Below are 15,121 nucleotides of genomic sequence, written 5' to 3'. Positions count from 1 at the left end.
AATATCAAGACGCCCGCATCACGATGCGGGCGTCTTTTTATCTACGCGTCACACGACACACTAGTGGCGAGCCCGATCATTCATCACGGCCGTCATTTGTTCATGGATGGCATCAGCCAACTGCTCATAACGGCCACGTAATGGCGAGCCAGGACGGTAGTCGAGGGTGATTTGTCGCGACGGCGTCGGCGAGGTCGTCGGAATATACACCACACCATCTCGCTTATCAGCAGGCACGGACAATTGAGGCAACAAGGTGATTCCACTCCCCGCCGCAACCATGTTGCGCAAGGTCTCTAAGCTAGTGGCACGAAAGCGCTGATCTTCGCGCGCGCCCACTTTAAAGCAAAAACCCATCGCTTGGTCACGTAAGCAATGGCCATCGCCGAGCATTAACAAGGTTTCGCCTTGCAATACATCTAACGCCACCTCGGCACAATCGGCGAGGCGATGCTTTTCATTAACCGCAAGCAACATCGGCTCACTGTAAAGTGGGAGCTCTTTTAAATGCTGGGTTTCTTCTACAGAGGCCAAAATGATGCAATCGAGTTTGCCCTCTTCCAGTTGCTGCACTAACTGCTGCGTCTGTCCTTCGTGAATAAACAGCTCCAGCTCAGGGAAACGATCACGCAGTAGCGGGATGATTTTAGGCAGCAGGTAAGGCCCGACCGTAGGGATCAGACCGATATGCAAAGGGCCGGTCATACTTTCCCCTTGCTCACTGGCCAATTCGGTCAAAATTGTGACTTCCCGCAAGACGTTACGTGCCTGTTGTACTAACCTCATACCGGCATCGGTGAACAACACACGACGGCTGGTTCGCTCTAACAAACTCACACCCAGCTCATCTTCCAACTTGCGAATTTGCCCGCTTAAGGTCGGCTGGCTAACAAAGCAGGCTTCGGCCGCTTTACGAAAATGTCGATGTTCGGCCAAGGCGACCAAGTACTCCAAGTCACGAATGTTCATCTTTGTCTCTTCTATAGAGGATAACTATCAAAACCATAGCATTAAGCGATTAGAGCTATCAATTGCAATCGGTAATACTGATCCCATCAAAACGCGGCGAAGCACTCGCCCATTCACTTGAATCAATACTTGAATAAAAAGGACATCACCATGACAGCAACAAAAGAAGGTCAGCCAGTACCACAAGTTACTTTCCGTACTCGCGAAGGCGATCAATGGAAAGACGTCACCACCGATGACATTTTTGCCAACAAAACCGTGATTGTATTCAGCTTGCCAGGTGCATTTACCCCAACCTGTTCATCCTCGCACCTGCCACGCTATAACGAGCTGTATCCGGTGTTCCAACAGTACGGCGTCGATGACATTGTCTGTGTGTCCGTCAACGATACCTTTGTGATGAATGCATGGAAAGCCGACCAAGACGCTGACAACATTCATGTCCTGCCTGACGGCAATGGTGAGTTCACTGATGGCATGGACATGCTGGTCGACAAAAACGATCTTGGCTTTGGCAAACGCTCATGGCGCTACAGCATGCTGGTGAAAAACGGCGTGGTCGAGAAAATGTTTATCGAGCCTAACGAACCAGGCGACCCGTTCAAGGTCTCTGATGCCGACACCATGCTGGGCTACATCGCCCCTGAGCACAAACTGCAAGACTCGATCACCGTGTTTAGTAAGCCAGGCTGCCCATTCTGTGCCAAGGCCAAACAAGCCCTGATCGACGCAGGCCTTCAGTTTGAAGAAATCATCCTCGGTAAAGACGCCACCACGGTTTCTCTGCGTGCGGTGAGCGGTCGCGCCACCGTGCCACAAGTATTTATCGGTGGCCGTCATATCGGTGGCAGTGAAGAGCTCGACACCTATCTAAATCAGTAATCCGCTGTTTGGGCGGCCTCTTTGCCGCCCGTTATTTTCCCAGGAGAAAGCAATGAAAACATTAACGGTTGATGTGGCTGTGATTGGTGGCGGAACTGCCGGACTCGGTGCTTATCGCGCAGCCAAAGCACATACGGATAACGTGGTGATGATTGAAGGCGGTCCCTATGGCACCACGTGTGCGCGAGTTGGCTGCATGCCTTCCAAACTGTTAATTGCGGCGGCTGAAGCGGCGCATCATATCGACAAAGCGCCCGGCTTCGGTGTGTACCCCGGCGGCACCACGGAAATTAATGGCCGTGAGGTGATGGATCGGGTGAAACGCGAGCGTGACCGTTTTGTCGGCTTTGTACTGGAAAGTGTCGATGACATTCCCGCTCAAGACAAAATTGATGGCTATGCGCGCTTTGTGGATGATCACACCTTAATGGTCGACGATCACACCACTATACACGCTGATCGCATCGTGATCGCGACAGGTTCGCGCCCAAGCTGGCCGTCTGCTTGGGATCACCTTGGCGATCGTTTAGTGGTCAATGATGATATTTTTGAATGGGACGATCTGCCTGACTCGGTTGCGGTATTTGGCCCAGGCGTGATTGGCCTTGAGCTCGGACAAGCGCTGCATCGCCTCGGGGTCGAGATGACCATGTTTGGCGTCGGCGGCCAAGTAGGCCCGCTGACCGATCCGGACATCATGGCCTATGCGGATAAAACCTTCAGTGAGGAGTTTTATCTCGACGCCGATGCCAAGGTGGAAGAGATGGTGCGTGAAGGCGATAAGGTGCAAATCCGTTATCGTGATAAAGAGGGCGAAAGCCAACTGCGCTGGGTCGACTATGTAGTTGCCGCCACCGGTCGTCGCCCCAATGTCGACAAGCTAAACCTCGATGCGACCAGCATCAAAGTGGATGCCCGCGGCGTGCCGGTTGCCGATAGCTACACCTTGCAAACCACGGCACCGCACATTTTTATTGCCGGTGACGCCAGTAACCAAATTCCGTTGCTGCACGAAGCGGCTGACCAAGCGCGTATCGCCGGTGACAACGCCGGACGCGGCAAAGATATCCGTGCCGGATTGCGCCGCAGCAAGCTCTCCGCAGTCTTCTCCGACCCACAAATCGCAATGGTGGGCGAAAGCTACAAAGCGATTACCGACCGTCTCGGCCCCTGTGGCTGCTTCGAAACCGGCGTGGTGTCGTTTGAAAATCAAGGCCGCTCACGGGTGATGCTACGCAACAAAGGCTTGTTGCACGTTTATGCCGAACAAGGCACAGGCCGTTTCCTTGGCGCCGAAATGATAGGACCGAACGCCGAACACTTGGCCCACTTGTTAGCATGGGCACATCAAAACCAAATGACCATTTCGCAAATGTTAGATATGCCCTTCTATCACCCTGTGATTGAAGAAGGGGTACGTACCGCGCTGCGAGATGTGAATGCCAAGCTCAAACTCGGCCCTGAAATGATCAAACACTGCATGGACTGCGGCCCAGGCTGCTAATCCACTGCTCTTTTCGCCGACGATCGGCGCTTTACAGGCGCTGCCTGTTGCTTCCCCAAGCACTTGCTTACCTTTTGCCCTCCTCGTTGGAGGGCTTTTTTGTATCCGGCGGCCCACTGCGCCACAATAAGCTATCGCCATTACCGACCAAGAGACACCGCATGGCTTGCAAATACTGTCAGTCCGCGATTTGGCAACAAAAACTGGGACGCTGTACCCGTTGTATGAAACAACTGGCCGCCATGTGCGCGCTACTTTGGCCACTCTGGTGGTGGGGCTATGCCGACACGCCACGGCAAGTGGAGTCAATTGCATTGTTATTCGCCGCCGGCAGTGCCAGTGTGCTACTCACCCTGCATGTGGTGATTTATCCGTTTCGGCGCAATAAAAAACCCGCGCCGGAGCGCGGGTCATCAGACACACCAGACGATTAATCAGCCAGATCCGTGGCTTCGTTAATCACGTGGAAAATGTAGTTTTGCTCCACGGCCCCTTGGAACAACCACGCCATTGGACCACGCGCCATGATGGCCACATCTTCACCGGAGTGGGTTTCCGAACCGAGCTTAATCAAGGATTGCTGTTTGTAATCCAGCTTACGCACCTGCCCTTCTTGCAAGTTTTCACGCTCACCTTTCACCGCACCCGGGCCGTTGCCATAAGTAATCGTGGTATAGGTTTTACCAAAATCATCCTGATTCAAGCGCCCTTTTTGACGTGACAAGCCGAGAATAGGATTGCCCCGCTCCGCATAACCGTTCATCACCATGGTGTGGGCATGATCGGCGGTGACAATAATCAGGGTGTCTTCTGAGTTGGTTTTCTCTAAGGCCACTTTGATGGCATCGTCGTAAGCCAGCGTATCTTCTAACGCTCGCGCAGCGTTACCCGCATGGTGAGCATGGTCGATACGTCCGGCTTCCACCATCATCACATAGCCGTCCTGGTTGCGGCTGAGCATATCAATCGCCTTGCTGGTCATTTCCGCCAATGACGGCTCATCTTGGCTTTCACGGCGATCCGCTTCATATTTCATGTGGCTGCTTTCAAACAAACCAAACACGCGTGAGGTGGTCGCAGGATCGATGGCATCAAAACCGGATTTATCGAAAATGTATTGACCATCAGGGTGACGGGTTTGCCATGCCTCAATCAGGTTGCGTCCATCTTTACGCTTGCCCTTTTTGCCCTCAGGATCGACGCTATCGGCAGGAATAAATTCACGCCGTCCACCGCCGAACGCCACCTGAAAACCCTCCCCAGCATCAAAGTCGACAAATTGGCTAGCTATATCAGTACAGCCTTGGTTTTTGGCAATGTTGGGTAACTTGCTATCGTTCTCCCAATTGCGATCCGCACTGTGCGCGTAGGTGGTGGCCGGGGTGGCGTGGGTTAAACGGGCGGTTGAGATTAATCCTAATGCTTTGCCCTTCTCGCCCGCCATTTCAAATAGGGTTTTCGCTTCGTTACCTTTTGCGGTGCTGCAAAAACCACGCTGAACGTTATCGTCAACACTGATGATCCCGGCTTTGGTTTTCACCCCAGTGACCATCGCCGTCGCGGTCCCGGCCGAGTCAGGGGTTTGCATGTCGGTATTATAGGTTTTTGCTAGTGCAACATGCGGCAGGCTTTCCATGCCAAGGCGGTTTTCCTCACCGGTTTGTCCTTGCTGCTGCCCCTGATAAATCCGCGCCGCGGTGATTGTCCCCACACTCATGCCGTCGCCGACAAAGAGGATCACGTTTTTGGCTTTGCCCGTAATAGGTGGGTTCGCTTTAGCGGCCGCCAAGGCGGCTTGCGCGTCTTGGTACCAGACATCGTTTTGTTGAGGCACTGCTGCGTGTGCAGTTGCCGCTAATAAGGCTGAGGCCACCGCGGCCGTAAGGATTGTCTTCACCACAAAATCTCCATTATTAACGAGAAAACGCGGGCATGATGGTCATTGCGCGTGACGCTTCTGTGACAAACCGTACAATGTAACAATTTGTAAGCAGCTAATTTTGATGAATTTTTTATGACGAGGACACAAAAAAGCTGCGACTTAGTCAGCACGCAGCCTTAAGGAGAGATAACGACGACGCTGATATCGTCAGGCAATAGACGATGTCACCCTACTCCAGCGTAGAGAAGGTCGAGATCGTGGCTGGCCCGGCAATGTTATAGGTCAGTGCCACTTCGTCACAGGCGTGGAAGCGCGGACAGATTTCACAATCTTTCATCACTTTCTCAGGCAGTTGCGATTTCGATACCGGGGTAAAGCCTAATTGAGTGAAAAACTCGGGCACCCGGGTGAGGACAAAGACTTGCTCAATCGCCATTTGCTTGGCTTTTTTAATCAAGTGCATCATCAGCGCCGTACCGTGACCTTGGCGCTGCCAGCCAGCCTCGATGCCTAAAGAACGAATTTCTGCCAGCCCTGAGTCGTAAATATAGAGCGAGCCGCAGCCGGTGAGATCCCCTTGGTGCTCGGATACCGCAAATAGGCCGATATTACGCACCAATTCATGGCGATCACGAGGTAAGTTCTCCCCCAATTTCGCCCAATACACCACCATGCCTTCGATGGTATCGAGGTCGGTGAGCCTTGCCGAGCGCACCGTGACTTTGGGGGTAAAGCGCTTATCTAAACGCTTTTGCGCCTCTTGAATGGCAAAGCTGACCTGTTCAGGCGCTACCCCACCCAGCGCCCGACGTTGGGCCAAGCAAGATTCGATCGTGAGCATCGCATACACATCGTCTTCAATCACTGGTGAGAATTGCTGCAAGGTGGCAAGCGGCAGCGCTTCTAATGCACAACCTTGCTCAATGGCGGATACCACCGCCACGCCCACAATATGGTGTGCTTCACGGAACGGGATCCCTTTGCTCACCAAATAATCCGCGAGCTCGGTGGCGTTGGCATGACCTTGCTGCGCCGCCTGCAAGGTTTTATCTTTGTGAATGGTGATACCTTCAAAACACAAGGCGGCCATATCCAAGCAATCATGCCAAGTGTCCATGGCATCGAAGAGCCCTTCCTTATCTTCTTGCATATCCTTGTTATAGGCCAGAGGCAAGGCTTTCACCGTCATCATCATCGCCGACAAGGTGCCATAGACGCGGCCGGTTTTACCGCGGATAAGCTCTAGCGCATCGGGGTTTTTCTTTTGTGGCATCAGCGAGGAGCCTGACGTCACCGTATCGGCCAGCTCGATAAACCCGGATTCGCCCGAGTTATAGAAGATCATATCTTCGGCCATCCGTGATAAATGCAGCATTGATATCGACGCCGCAGACAGCATCTCCATCACATGATCACGGTCCGAGACTGAGTCAAGGCTGTTACGGGTGGCCCGTTCAAAGCCCAGTTGTTGTGCCAAGGCATCGCGATCAATCGGATACGCCGTGCCTGCCAGCGCCCCAGATCCTAACGGACAGGCATCCAGACGATTAAGCGCATCTTGTAAGCGGGTGGTGTCGCGCTCAAACATCTCCAGATAGGCCAAACACCAATGGGCAAAGGTCACTGGCTGCGCACGCTGCAAGTGGGTATAGCCGGGCAGCACGGTATCATGGTGTTGGCTGGCCACATCCACCAGCTGCTGCTGAAGCTTGTCGAGAGATAGCAAGATTTGCTGGCCTTGTTGGCGACACCAGAGCTTGAGATCCGTGGCGACCTGATCGTTACGCGAGCGTCCGGTGTGCAGCTTTTTGCCCAAATCCCCGACTTTGTCGATCAGTTGCTGCTCGACCCAGCTGTGAATGTCTTCGGCCTCTGAGCGTAAGATTTGCTTCGGGTTTTCCATCACCGACAGCTTGAGTTCATTGAGCGCGAGCTCCAATTGCTGTTGCTCGTCATCACTCAGCACGCCCACCGAGCGCAAGGCTTTGGACCAAGCAATGGAGCCCACAATGTCTTGCTCTGCTAAGCGATAGTCAAAGCGCAGTGAATCGTTAAACGCTTGAAACCGTTTGTCTGCTGCCTGACTAAAGCGTCCGCCCCATAATGCCATGCTGTCTCTCCTTACTGCTCACGATACTTTTTTAATTAGGATTGTTTTTGTTTGTTCAGCGTCCGAATCCGGCTCGACAGCGAATACAAACGGATAAAGCCTTCGGCATGGCTGTGATCGTAGACATCGTCATCACCAAAGGTGGCAAAGTCTTCCGAGTACAGGCTATTGGTTGAACGCTTTTGGATTACAGTCGCTTGGCCTTTATAGAGTTTGATCACCACCTCGCCCGTTACCGGCGCGGCAAGAGAATTGGCCGCGGCAACAATCGACTGGCAAAGCGGGGTAAACCAACGCCCATCATAAATCAGGTGAGACGCTTTTAAACCGAGCTCCTCACGGAACTGATAACTCTCTTTATCCAGCACCAATTGCTCAACGCCACGCAGCGCTTCCATGATGATGGTGCCACCCGGGGTTTCATAGCAGCCGCGGGATTTCATCCCCACCAAACGGTTCTCAACAATATCAATCCGTCCCACACCATGTTGGGCGCCTTTGTCGTTCAGCAGCGTCAGCACGTCATAAGGCGACATGGACTCACCATCGACCGAGACCACTTCCCCGCTTTGTACTCCCAAGGTGACAAACTCGGGCGTATTGGGCGCCTCTTCTGGTGCGACGGTCCATACCCAGCAATCTTGATTGGCCGCGGTCCAAGTATCTTCCAGGACACCACCTTCGGTAGAAACGTGCCAAGCATTGGCATCACGTGAATAAATTTTCTCAAGGCTCGCCGTACAAGGAATGTCACGGGCGGCCAAGTAATCGAGCAAGGCTTCACGACTGGTAAGATCCCACTCCCGCCACGGCGCAATCACTTTCAGTTGCGGCGCCAGCGCGGAGAATGTGCTCTCAAAACGGACTTGATCGTTCCCCTTGCCGGTACAGCCGTGGCAAAGTGCATCCGCCCCGACCTCAAGGGCACATTCGACCTGCGCTTTGGCAATGATAGGACGTGCCATCGAGGTGCCCAGTAGATACTTGCCTTCATACACCGCACCGGTTTTCAGGCTGGGGTAAATATACTCCGCCACCATTTCGTGTTTCAGATCGGCGATAAAACACTGTGATGCCCCCGAGGCAAGTGCTTTTTGCTCAATGCCTTCGAGCTCTTGTTCGCCTTGACCCACGTCAGCGACAAAGGCCACCACTTCACAGTCATAGTTTTCTTTTAGCCATGGAATGATGGCCGAAGTATCCAATCCACCCGAATAGGCCAGTACAACTTTATTTACCTTACTCATCTTGCTCTCCTTAAATCCTAAATCGACGGTTTCGTCGCGTCGTTATACGTCTAATTAACTGGCGCTAAACCGGGTGCCGATTTGCTGGCCATCGAATAATTGCGTGAGTTTTTCTGGGTAACGCCAGGTGGCAATCTCAACCGGTTTACCCAGTTCACGGGCAGCGGCAAACGCCGCGTTGACCTTGACCACCATGCCATCGGTGATCACCCCTTTTTCCATTAAGTGCTGCGCATCTAACTCGGTGAGGCAAGGCAGCAAGTGTCCTTTGCCGTCTAATACGCCGCTGACATCCGACAGCAATACCAGCTCCGCCCCGAGAGTGGTTGCGACCGCTACCGCCGCTTGGTCGGCATTGACGTTCATCAGCTCACCTTGGTCACTGATGCCAATCGAGCTAATAATAGGAACACAATCCGCGGCCAGTACCGCTTGCAGCAGACTCGGATCACCGGCGCTGGCTTCCCCCACTGCCCCCAGTTCAGGGTCCAGCTGGCTGACCTGACACAAGCCACCATCGGCCAAGCTCAAGCCGCAGCTTTTAATCTTCGCCTTACGCGCCTCAGCTAACAGCAGCTTATTGGCCGTGCCGGCGAGGGCACCGGTGACATAATCAATCTGGTCGACTGGCGTGACCCGTAAGCCTTGTTTTTTTACACTGGTGAGACTGAGCTTTTTAAGTAGATCATCGACCAAATAGCCGCCACCGTGCACCAGCACTAGCGGCCGCTCAGCCTCACTGCGATAGGTGTTCATCGCGCCGAAAACCTTGGCGAGGGTCTCGCTGCAGCTCAGTGCTGCGCCGCCTAATTTAATCACTAATGGCGTTTTCATCCGTTTCTCCTAGACAATCGCTGTGGTTTCGGCAAAGCCAAACTTAAGGTTTAAACACTGCACGGCTTGGCTGGCCGCGCCTTTAAGTAAGTTATCGATCGCACTGGTAAGGATCAGATGCCCATCCGCGACCTGATAGCCAATATCGCAAAAGCCGGTATGTTGCACCGCTTGCAGCTTGGCCACCTCACCGGCAGGAAGTACCCGTACCAGCGGCGCATCCTGATAAGCCTGGTTCAGTACCTGCCCCACCTCGGCCTCACTAGCACCTGGCGCTAATTTGGCGGTAATGGTGGCAAGAATGCCGCGTTTGTAACTGCCAAGGTGTGGGGTGAAAATCACCGGCGTATCTAGGTGTGCAGCAATCTCTGGCTGATGACGGTGAGAAAACACCCCGTAGGCATGCAAGCTCACTTCGCAAAAACTGTTGGTCAGGCTCGCTTTGCGCCCCGCGCCCGTTACGCCACTGGTGGCATTGATCACCGGCCACATTTGTTTATCCAACAAGCCTGCATCCAGCACAGGTTTGAGCGCTAATTGGCTGGCGGTCGGGTAACATCCCGGCACGGCGACCAGCTGCGCTGCAGATAATGCTTCCTGTTGCCACTCCGCCAAGCCATACACAGCTTGCGCCAGCCATGCCGGTGACTGGTGCGAAAAGCCGTAATGGGTAGGATAAAAATCCGCTTGATTGACCCGATACGCCCCCGACAAATCAAACACCACGCAACCTTGAGCCAGAAAAATCGGCGCTAATTCATGACTAACCGCATGCGCAGTGGCTAAAAACACTACATCGGCTTGCTTGGCCACATCCTGTGGCGAGGTCAAAGGCATCAGTGGCATATCCACTACACCACGCAATTGGCCGTGCAACGCGCTCACGGGGCGGTTGGCGTCTTCACTGCCTGCCGAGACATATAAACCGGCCAAGTGCAGTTGCGGATGGCGATGGACAAGGGCGACAAGCTCGGCTCCTGTGTAGCCACTGGCACCGACAATAATGGTGTTACGTGTCATGGGTGTCTCTCTTTATGGGTGTTTACGGTGTGCTGCGGGGCAGCAGAGTATCGAGGGCGTAGCCAATAGCCACGCAAGGCAGGCTAGCGTCGTCGAGCAGAAAGGGCGTTGTATGTGGTGGCGAGTGGCATCATGGGTCAACTCTCAAAAATATTTTTATTCATAAATAGTGAATGGTTATTTTTTATCGTATTCCCGTTTGGACGTCAAGCCCTAAAAGCGTAAAAAGTCACTTTTTATGTCTATTCATTCATAATAGAGCAATAATTCTATCTAATCATGCAAATCACCCTATCGCGATTCACGAGAAAGTCGCGATATAGCGGGCGCGGAGAAGCCCTCGGGAGGATGGCAAACCTGAAAGCTGAAACTTTTTTTCAGCTTTTGGGGTAGCTCTATGATAAGCATCAAATCCGGCGGCCAGTTTTCGCGCTAATTTGCGGTTAAGTTGACCCGATCGCGCAATATTCGCTAGATTGGTTCTTTACAGTCACAGTAGGATGTAACTTTGTTACAGAATGGATACGCTATGAACGAAAAGTACTCTGCCTTAAAAAGCAATGTCAGTATGCTTGGCCGTCTGCTGGGTAACACCATCCAAGATGCCCATGGTCCAGCACTCTTAGAAAAAGTTGAGGAAATTCGTCAGCTCTCAAAATCGGCTGCCGCTGGCAATCAGGACGATCATGCTAAGCTGAAAACCGTGCTGCAAAACTTGCCGGCTGACCAACTGCTTCCGGTCGCCCGCGCCTTTAGCCAATTTTTGAATCTGACTAATATCGCCGAGCAATATCACACCGTCTCGCGTCAATGCGACGCGTTGGAGTGCAGCCCGGACGCTATCGACGATTTACTCCGCCGTGTCAGCCAAGGTGAGATTGATGCCAATGACGCGCAACAAGCGATCGCCGATTTAAAAATTGAGTTAGTGCTGACCGCTCACCCGACCGAAATCGCACGCCGCACCACCATTCATAACTTGGTGCAGATTAATAAGTGCTTATCGAAGTTAGAGCTCAGTGAACATTTGGGGGCGGCAGAGCGTGCCAAAACAGAGAAACGTCTTGAGCAGTTGATTGCACAAGCATGGCACACCGATGTGATCCGCCAAGAGCGACCTACCCCACTTGATGAAGCCAAATGGGGCTTCGCGGTGATTGAAAATTCACTGTGGCAAGCAGTACCGGCGTTTTTACGCCAATTTGATCAGCAGCTTGAAAGCCATCTCGATATCAACTTACCCATTGATGCCAAACCGGTACAAATTTCCTCTTGGATGGGCGGCGACCGCGACGGTAACCCGTATGTTACCAGCGAGGTTACCCGTGAAGTGATGCTGTTATCACGCTGGAAAGCAGCGGATTTGTATTTGCGCGATGTGCAGGATTTGATCAGTGAACTGTCAATGACACAGTGTGATGACACAGTGCGTGAAATGGCCGGCGAGGCGCACGAGCCGTATCGCGCTATCCTCAAAACCATGCGCAGTCAGCTGACCCACACCTTGAACTACTTGGATGCCAAACTGAAAGGCGAACGCGCCTCATCACAAGGTATCCTGACCGACACCCAGCAATTGTGGCAACCATTACTGGCGTGTTACCAGTCTCTCCATCAATGTGGCATGGGCATTATTGCCGACGGCAAGTTGCTTGACCTACTTCGCTGCGTGCAATGCTTTGGCGTGCACCTGATCAAGCTCGATATTCGCCAAGAAAGTACCCGCCATGCCGATGTGCTCTCAGAAGTAACCCGTTATTTGGGGATGGGCGATTACGCCCAATGGAGCGAGCAAGACAAGCAAGCCTTCCTGACTCGCGAGCTGGCGTCTAAGCGTCCGTTGTTGCCACGTGATTGGTCACCCTCGCCTGAGGTACAAGAAGTGATCGACACTTGCCGAGTGATCGCCGAACAGCCGCGTGAAGCCTTGGGCGCCTACGTCATTTCGATGGCTCGCACCGCTTCCGACGTGCTGGCCGTGCATTTATTGCTAAAAGAAGCTGGCTGTCCATTCCGCATGGATGTGTGTCCATTATTCGAAACCCTGGACGATCTGAACAATGCCGAGGCGGTGATTGGTGAGCTGCTGGCCATTGATTGGTACCGAGGCTTTACCCAGAACTTCCAAATGGTGATGATCGGTTACTCGGACTCCGCCAAAGATGCTGGAGTCATGTCCGCGGGTTGGGCGCAATATCGCGCCATGGAAGCCTTGGTCAATTTGTGTGATGAACAAGGGGTTAATCTCACCCTTTTCCATGGCCGTGGCGGGACGGTTGGCCGGGGAGGTGCCCCTGCCCACGCCGCCTTGCTCTCACAGCCACCTCGCAGCCTAAAAGGTGGCCTACGCGTGACCGAACAAGGCGAGATGATCCGCTTTAAATTGGGGCTGCCTGGTGTCGCCGTTAACAGCTTAAACCTGTATACCAGCGCGATTTTGGAAGCGAACTTGCTGCCACCGCCCGAGCCTAAGCAGGAATGGCGACAGCTGATGGACACCTTGAGTGACATCTCCTGCCAAGCCTACCGCGATGTGGTGCGCGGCCATGAGCAATTTGTGCCTTACTTCCGCTCCACCACCCCTGAGCTTGAATTAGGCAAACTACCACTGGGGTCGCGCCCTTCTAAACGCAACCCCAACGGCGGTGTGGAAAGCTTGCGCGCGATTCCTTGGATTTTCGCCTGGAGTCAAAACCGTTTATTGCTACCGGCTTGGCTGGGGGCTGGACAAGCGATCGATCACGCCATTGCAAAGGGCCACAAAGCCCAGCTGGAAGAAATGTGCCGCGAATGGCCGTTTTTCTCCACCCGTCTCGGGATGCTGGAAATGGTGTTTACCAAAACCAACCTAGACATTGCCAAGTACTATGATCAGCGCTTGGTCGATGAAAGCCTCTGGCCGCTAGGTGAATCCTTGCGTGAGCAATTACGCCAAGATATTCAGGTGGTGCTGGCGGTGGAAAACAGCGATAACCTGATGGAGCAAAATCCGTGGGGGGCTGAAGCGATTCGCTTACGTAATATTTATGTCGAGCCGCTCAACATGCTGCAAGCCGAACTGTTATACCGCACGCGTCAGCAAGAGGATCCGGACCAATCACTCGACGATGCCTTGATGATTTCCATCGCGGGGATTGCCGCCGGCCTACGTAATACCGGTTAAATCACCGAGTACCAAGCCGTACCTCAGGGTACGGCTTTTTTGTTTCCGTATCGATTTGTCGTGTCACGGCAACCGCTGCTCGTTTTTTTTAGCTAAAGCGTCAGCGAATGCTTGCTGTTGCATTGATAATATTATTACTATTGAAGGTCGCACTGACGCGACCCAACAACGCAAAGGAATTGCCATGAAAGACGAAACCCTCTCGATTCATCACGGCTACCAGACCGACCCCACCACCAAATCGGTGGCGACACCTATCTATCAAACCGTCGCTTACGAGTTTGATAATGCCCAACACGGCGCTGATCTATTTAACCTCGATGTGCCAGGCAATATCTACTCACGGATCATGAACCCGACCAACGACGTGTTGGAACAACGGGTGGCGGCATTAGAGGGGGGTATAGCAGGGCTTTGCGTCAGTGCCGGTGCAGCCGCCATCACCTATGCGATTCAAACACTTGCCAAGGCCGGTGACAACATCGTCGCCACGCCACAGCTTTATGGTGGCACCTATACCTTGTTTGCCCACATGCTCCCCGAGCAAGGCATCGAGGTGCGTTTTGCCGCGAGTGACGACGCCAGTGCGATTGAGGCGCTGATCGATGACAACACCAAAGCGGTGTATTGCGAGTCGATTGGCAACCCTGCTGGCAATATCGCGGATATACCGGGTTTTGCCAAAATCGCACACGCGCATGGTATCCCTTTGGTGGTCGACAATACCGTGGCTACGCCCGTTTTGTGTAAACCCATTGAGCATGGCGCCGATATCGTGGTGCACTCGCTGACTAAATACATTGGCGGCCATGGCACCACCCTTGGCGGCATGATTGTCGATGGCGGTACCTTTGACTGGGTGGCACATCAAGCCCGCTTCCCGCAATTCTCACAACCGGAGCCGGCCTATCACGGCGTGGTTTACAGTGAGACCTTTGGCCCAGCCGCATTTATTGCCCGCGCACGTACGGTACCGCTGCGTAACAGTGGCGCAGCCCTCTCGCCGATGAATGCTTTTATGTTGATGCAAGGCTTAGAAACCTTAAGTCTGCGGATGGAGCGCCACTGCGAAAACGCCAAAGCCGTGGCCGATTACCTTGCCCAACACCCCGCCGTCGCGTGGGTGAACTACGCGGGTCAGTCCGCTCACCCACATTATACCCGCGCCCAGTCACTGATACGCGGTGGGCTGCCCGCGTCATTGCTGTCATTCGGCTTAAAGGGTGGCTTTGATGAAGGGGTGAAATTTTATGATGCGCTTAATCTGTTTAAACGTTTAGTGAATATCGGTGATGCTAAATCGCTGGCTTGTCATCCTGCTTCGACCACTCATCGTCAGTTAAACGAGCAGGAGCAGGCCGCGGCCGGCGTCACACCAGAGATGATCCGTCTTTGTGTCGGCATTGAGCATATCGATGACATCATTGCCGACTTGGAACAAGCCTTGGCGACGGTGAAATAGCCCAAAGAAGGCTAGCCGCTGCCAGGAAACAATCGTTGTACAAACAAA

11 protein-coding genes are annotated in these 15,121 nt (G+C 53.3%); 5 read left to right on the top strand and 6 right to left on the bottom strand.

The features are described 5' to 3' along the window. Window positions 1–60: 60 nt before the first annotated feature. Window positions 61–969, bottom strand: coding sequence for a DNA-binding transcriptional regulator OxyR (gene oxyR / locus BZG73_RS02160; RefSeq protein ID WP_077667448.1), 909 nt, complete (start codon window positions 967–969; stop codon window positions 61–63). Window positions 970–1,119: 150 nt separating this feature from the next. On the opposite strand from oxyR, the gene BZG73_RS02155 reads away from it, so the two are divergent. The 3 genes from BZG73_RS02155 to BZG73_RS02145 all read left to right on the top strand — a co-directional run bounded on the left by BZG73_RS02155 (window position 1,120) and on the right by BZG73_RS02145 (window position 3,789). After that, entirely contained in the window at window positions 1,120–1,851 is a 732-nt protein-coding gene (locus BZG73_RS02155; RefSeq protein ID WP_077667447.1) for a glutathione peroxidase, read from the top strand. 52 nt (window positions 1,852–1,903) lie between these two features. Then, window positions 1,904–3,355, top strand: a complete 1,452-nt coding sequence (locus BZG73_RS02150) for a dihydrolipoyl dehydrogenase (RefSeq protein WP_077662622.1) — start codon at window positions 1,904–1,906, stop codon at window positions 3,353–3,355. A 161-nt stretch (window positions 3,356–3,516) separates the two neighbouring features. Continuing rightward, on the top strand, window positions 3,517–3,789 hold the full coding sequence (locus BZG73_RS02145) for a DUF3624 domain-containing protein (protein WP_046074750.1): 273 nt from the start codon (window positions 3,517–3,519) through the stop codon (window positions 3,787–3,789). Here BZG73_RS02145 and BZG73_RS02140 read toward each other — a convergent pair. The 5 genes from BZG73_RS02140 to argC all read right to left on the bottom strand — a co-directional run bounded on the left by BZG73_RS02140 (window position 3,786) and on the right by argC (window position 10,448). Continuing rightward, a complete protein-coding gene (locus tag BZG73_RS02140) occupies window positions 3,786–5,252 on the bottom strand; it encodes an alkaline phosphatase (protein ID WP_101494454.1) in 1,467 nt (488 codons plus the stop codon). The two genes, BZG73_RS02145 and BZG73_RS02140, sit on opposite strands and share 4 nt — an antisense overlap. A gap of 214 nt (window positions 5,253–5,466) precedes the next feature. Further along, window positions 5,467–7,347, bottom strand: a complete 1,881-nt coding sequence (gene argH / locus BZG73_RS02135) for an argininosuccinate lyase (RefSeq protein ID WP_077667445.1) — start codon at window positions 7,345–7,347, stop codon at window positions 5,467–5,469. A gap of 35 nt (window positions 7,348–7,382) precedes the next feature. After that, window positions 7,383–8,594, bottom strand: coding sequence for an argininosuccinate synthase (locus BZG73_RS02130; protein ID WP_077667444.1), 1,212 nt, complete (start codon window positions 8,592–8,594; stop codon window positions 7,383–7,385). Between the two features lie 54 nt (window positions 8,595–8,648). Then, window positions 8,649–9,428: an acetylglutamate kinase gene (argB, locus tag BZG73_RS02125; protein WP_077578253.1), complete on the bottom strand. Its 780-nt coding sequence runs from the start codon at window positions 9,426–9,428 to the stop codon at window positions 8,649–8,651. A gap of 9 nt (window positions 9,429–9,437) precedes the next feature. Beyond that, window positions 9,438–10,448 carry an N-acetyl-gamma-glutamyl-phosphate reductase gene (gene argC, locus BZG73_RS02120; RefSeq protein WP_077667443.1) on the bottom strand — a complete coding sequence of 337 codons (1,011 nt, stop codon included), beginning with the start codon at window positions 10,446–10,448 and terminating at the stop codon, window positions 9,438–9,440. Window positions 10,449–10,977: 529 nt separating this feature from the next. Between argC and ppc the strand changes: the two genes are divergently transcribed. Both ppc and BZG73_RS02110 read left to right on the top strand, forming a co-directional pair. Then, complete coding sequence (ppc, locus tag BZG73_RS02115) at window positions 10,978–13,611, top strand: phosphoenolpyruvate carboxylase (RefSeq protein ID WP_077667442.1); 2,634 nt, start codon at window positions 10,978–10,980, stop codon at window positions 13,609–13,611. A 184-nt stretch (window positions 13,612–13,795) separates the two neighbouring features. After that, window positions 13,796–15,073, top strand: coding sequence for an O-acetylhomoserine aminocarboxypropyltransferase/cysteine synthase family protein (locus BZG73_RS02110; protein WP_077667441.1), 1,278 nt, complete (start codon window positions 13,796–13,798; stop codon window positions 15,071–15,073). The last annotated feature ends 48 nt before the right edge of the window (window positions 15,074–15,121 follow it).

Origin of the sequence: Salinivibrio siamensis (genome assembly GCF_001996005.1) — a bacterium.
Classification (GTDB): domain Bacteria; phylum Pseudomonadota; class Gammaproteobacteria; order Enterobacterales; family Vibrionaceae; genus Salinivibrio; species Salinivibrio siamensis.
This window is presented reverse-complemented; position numbering and strand designations above follow the sequence as displayed.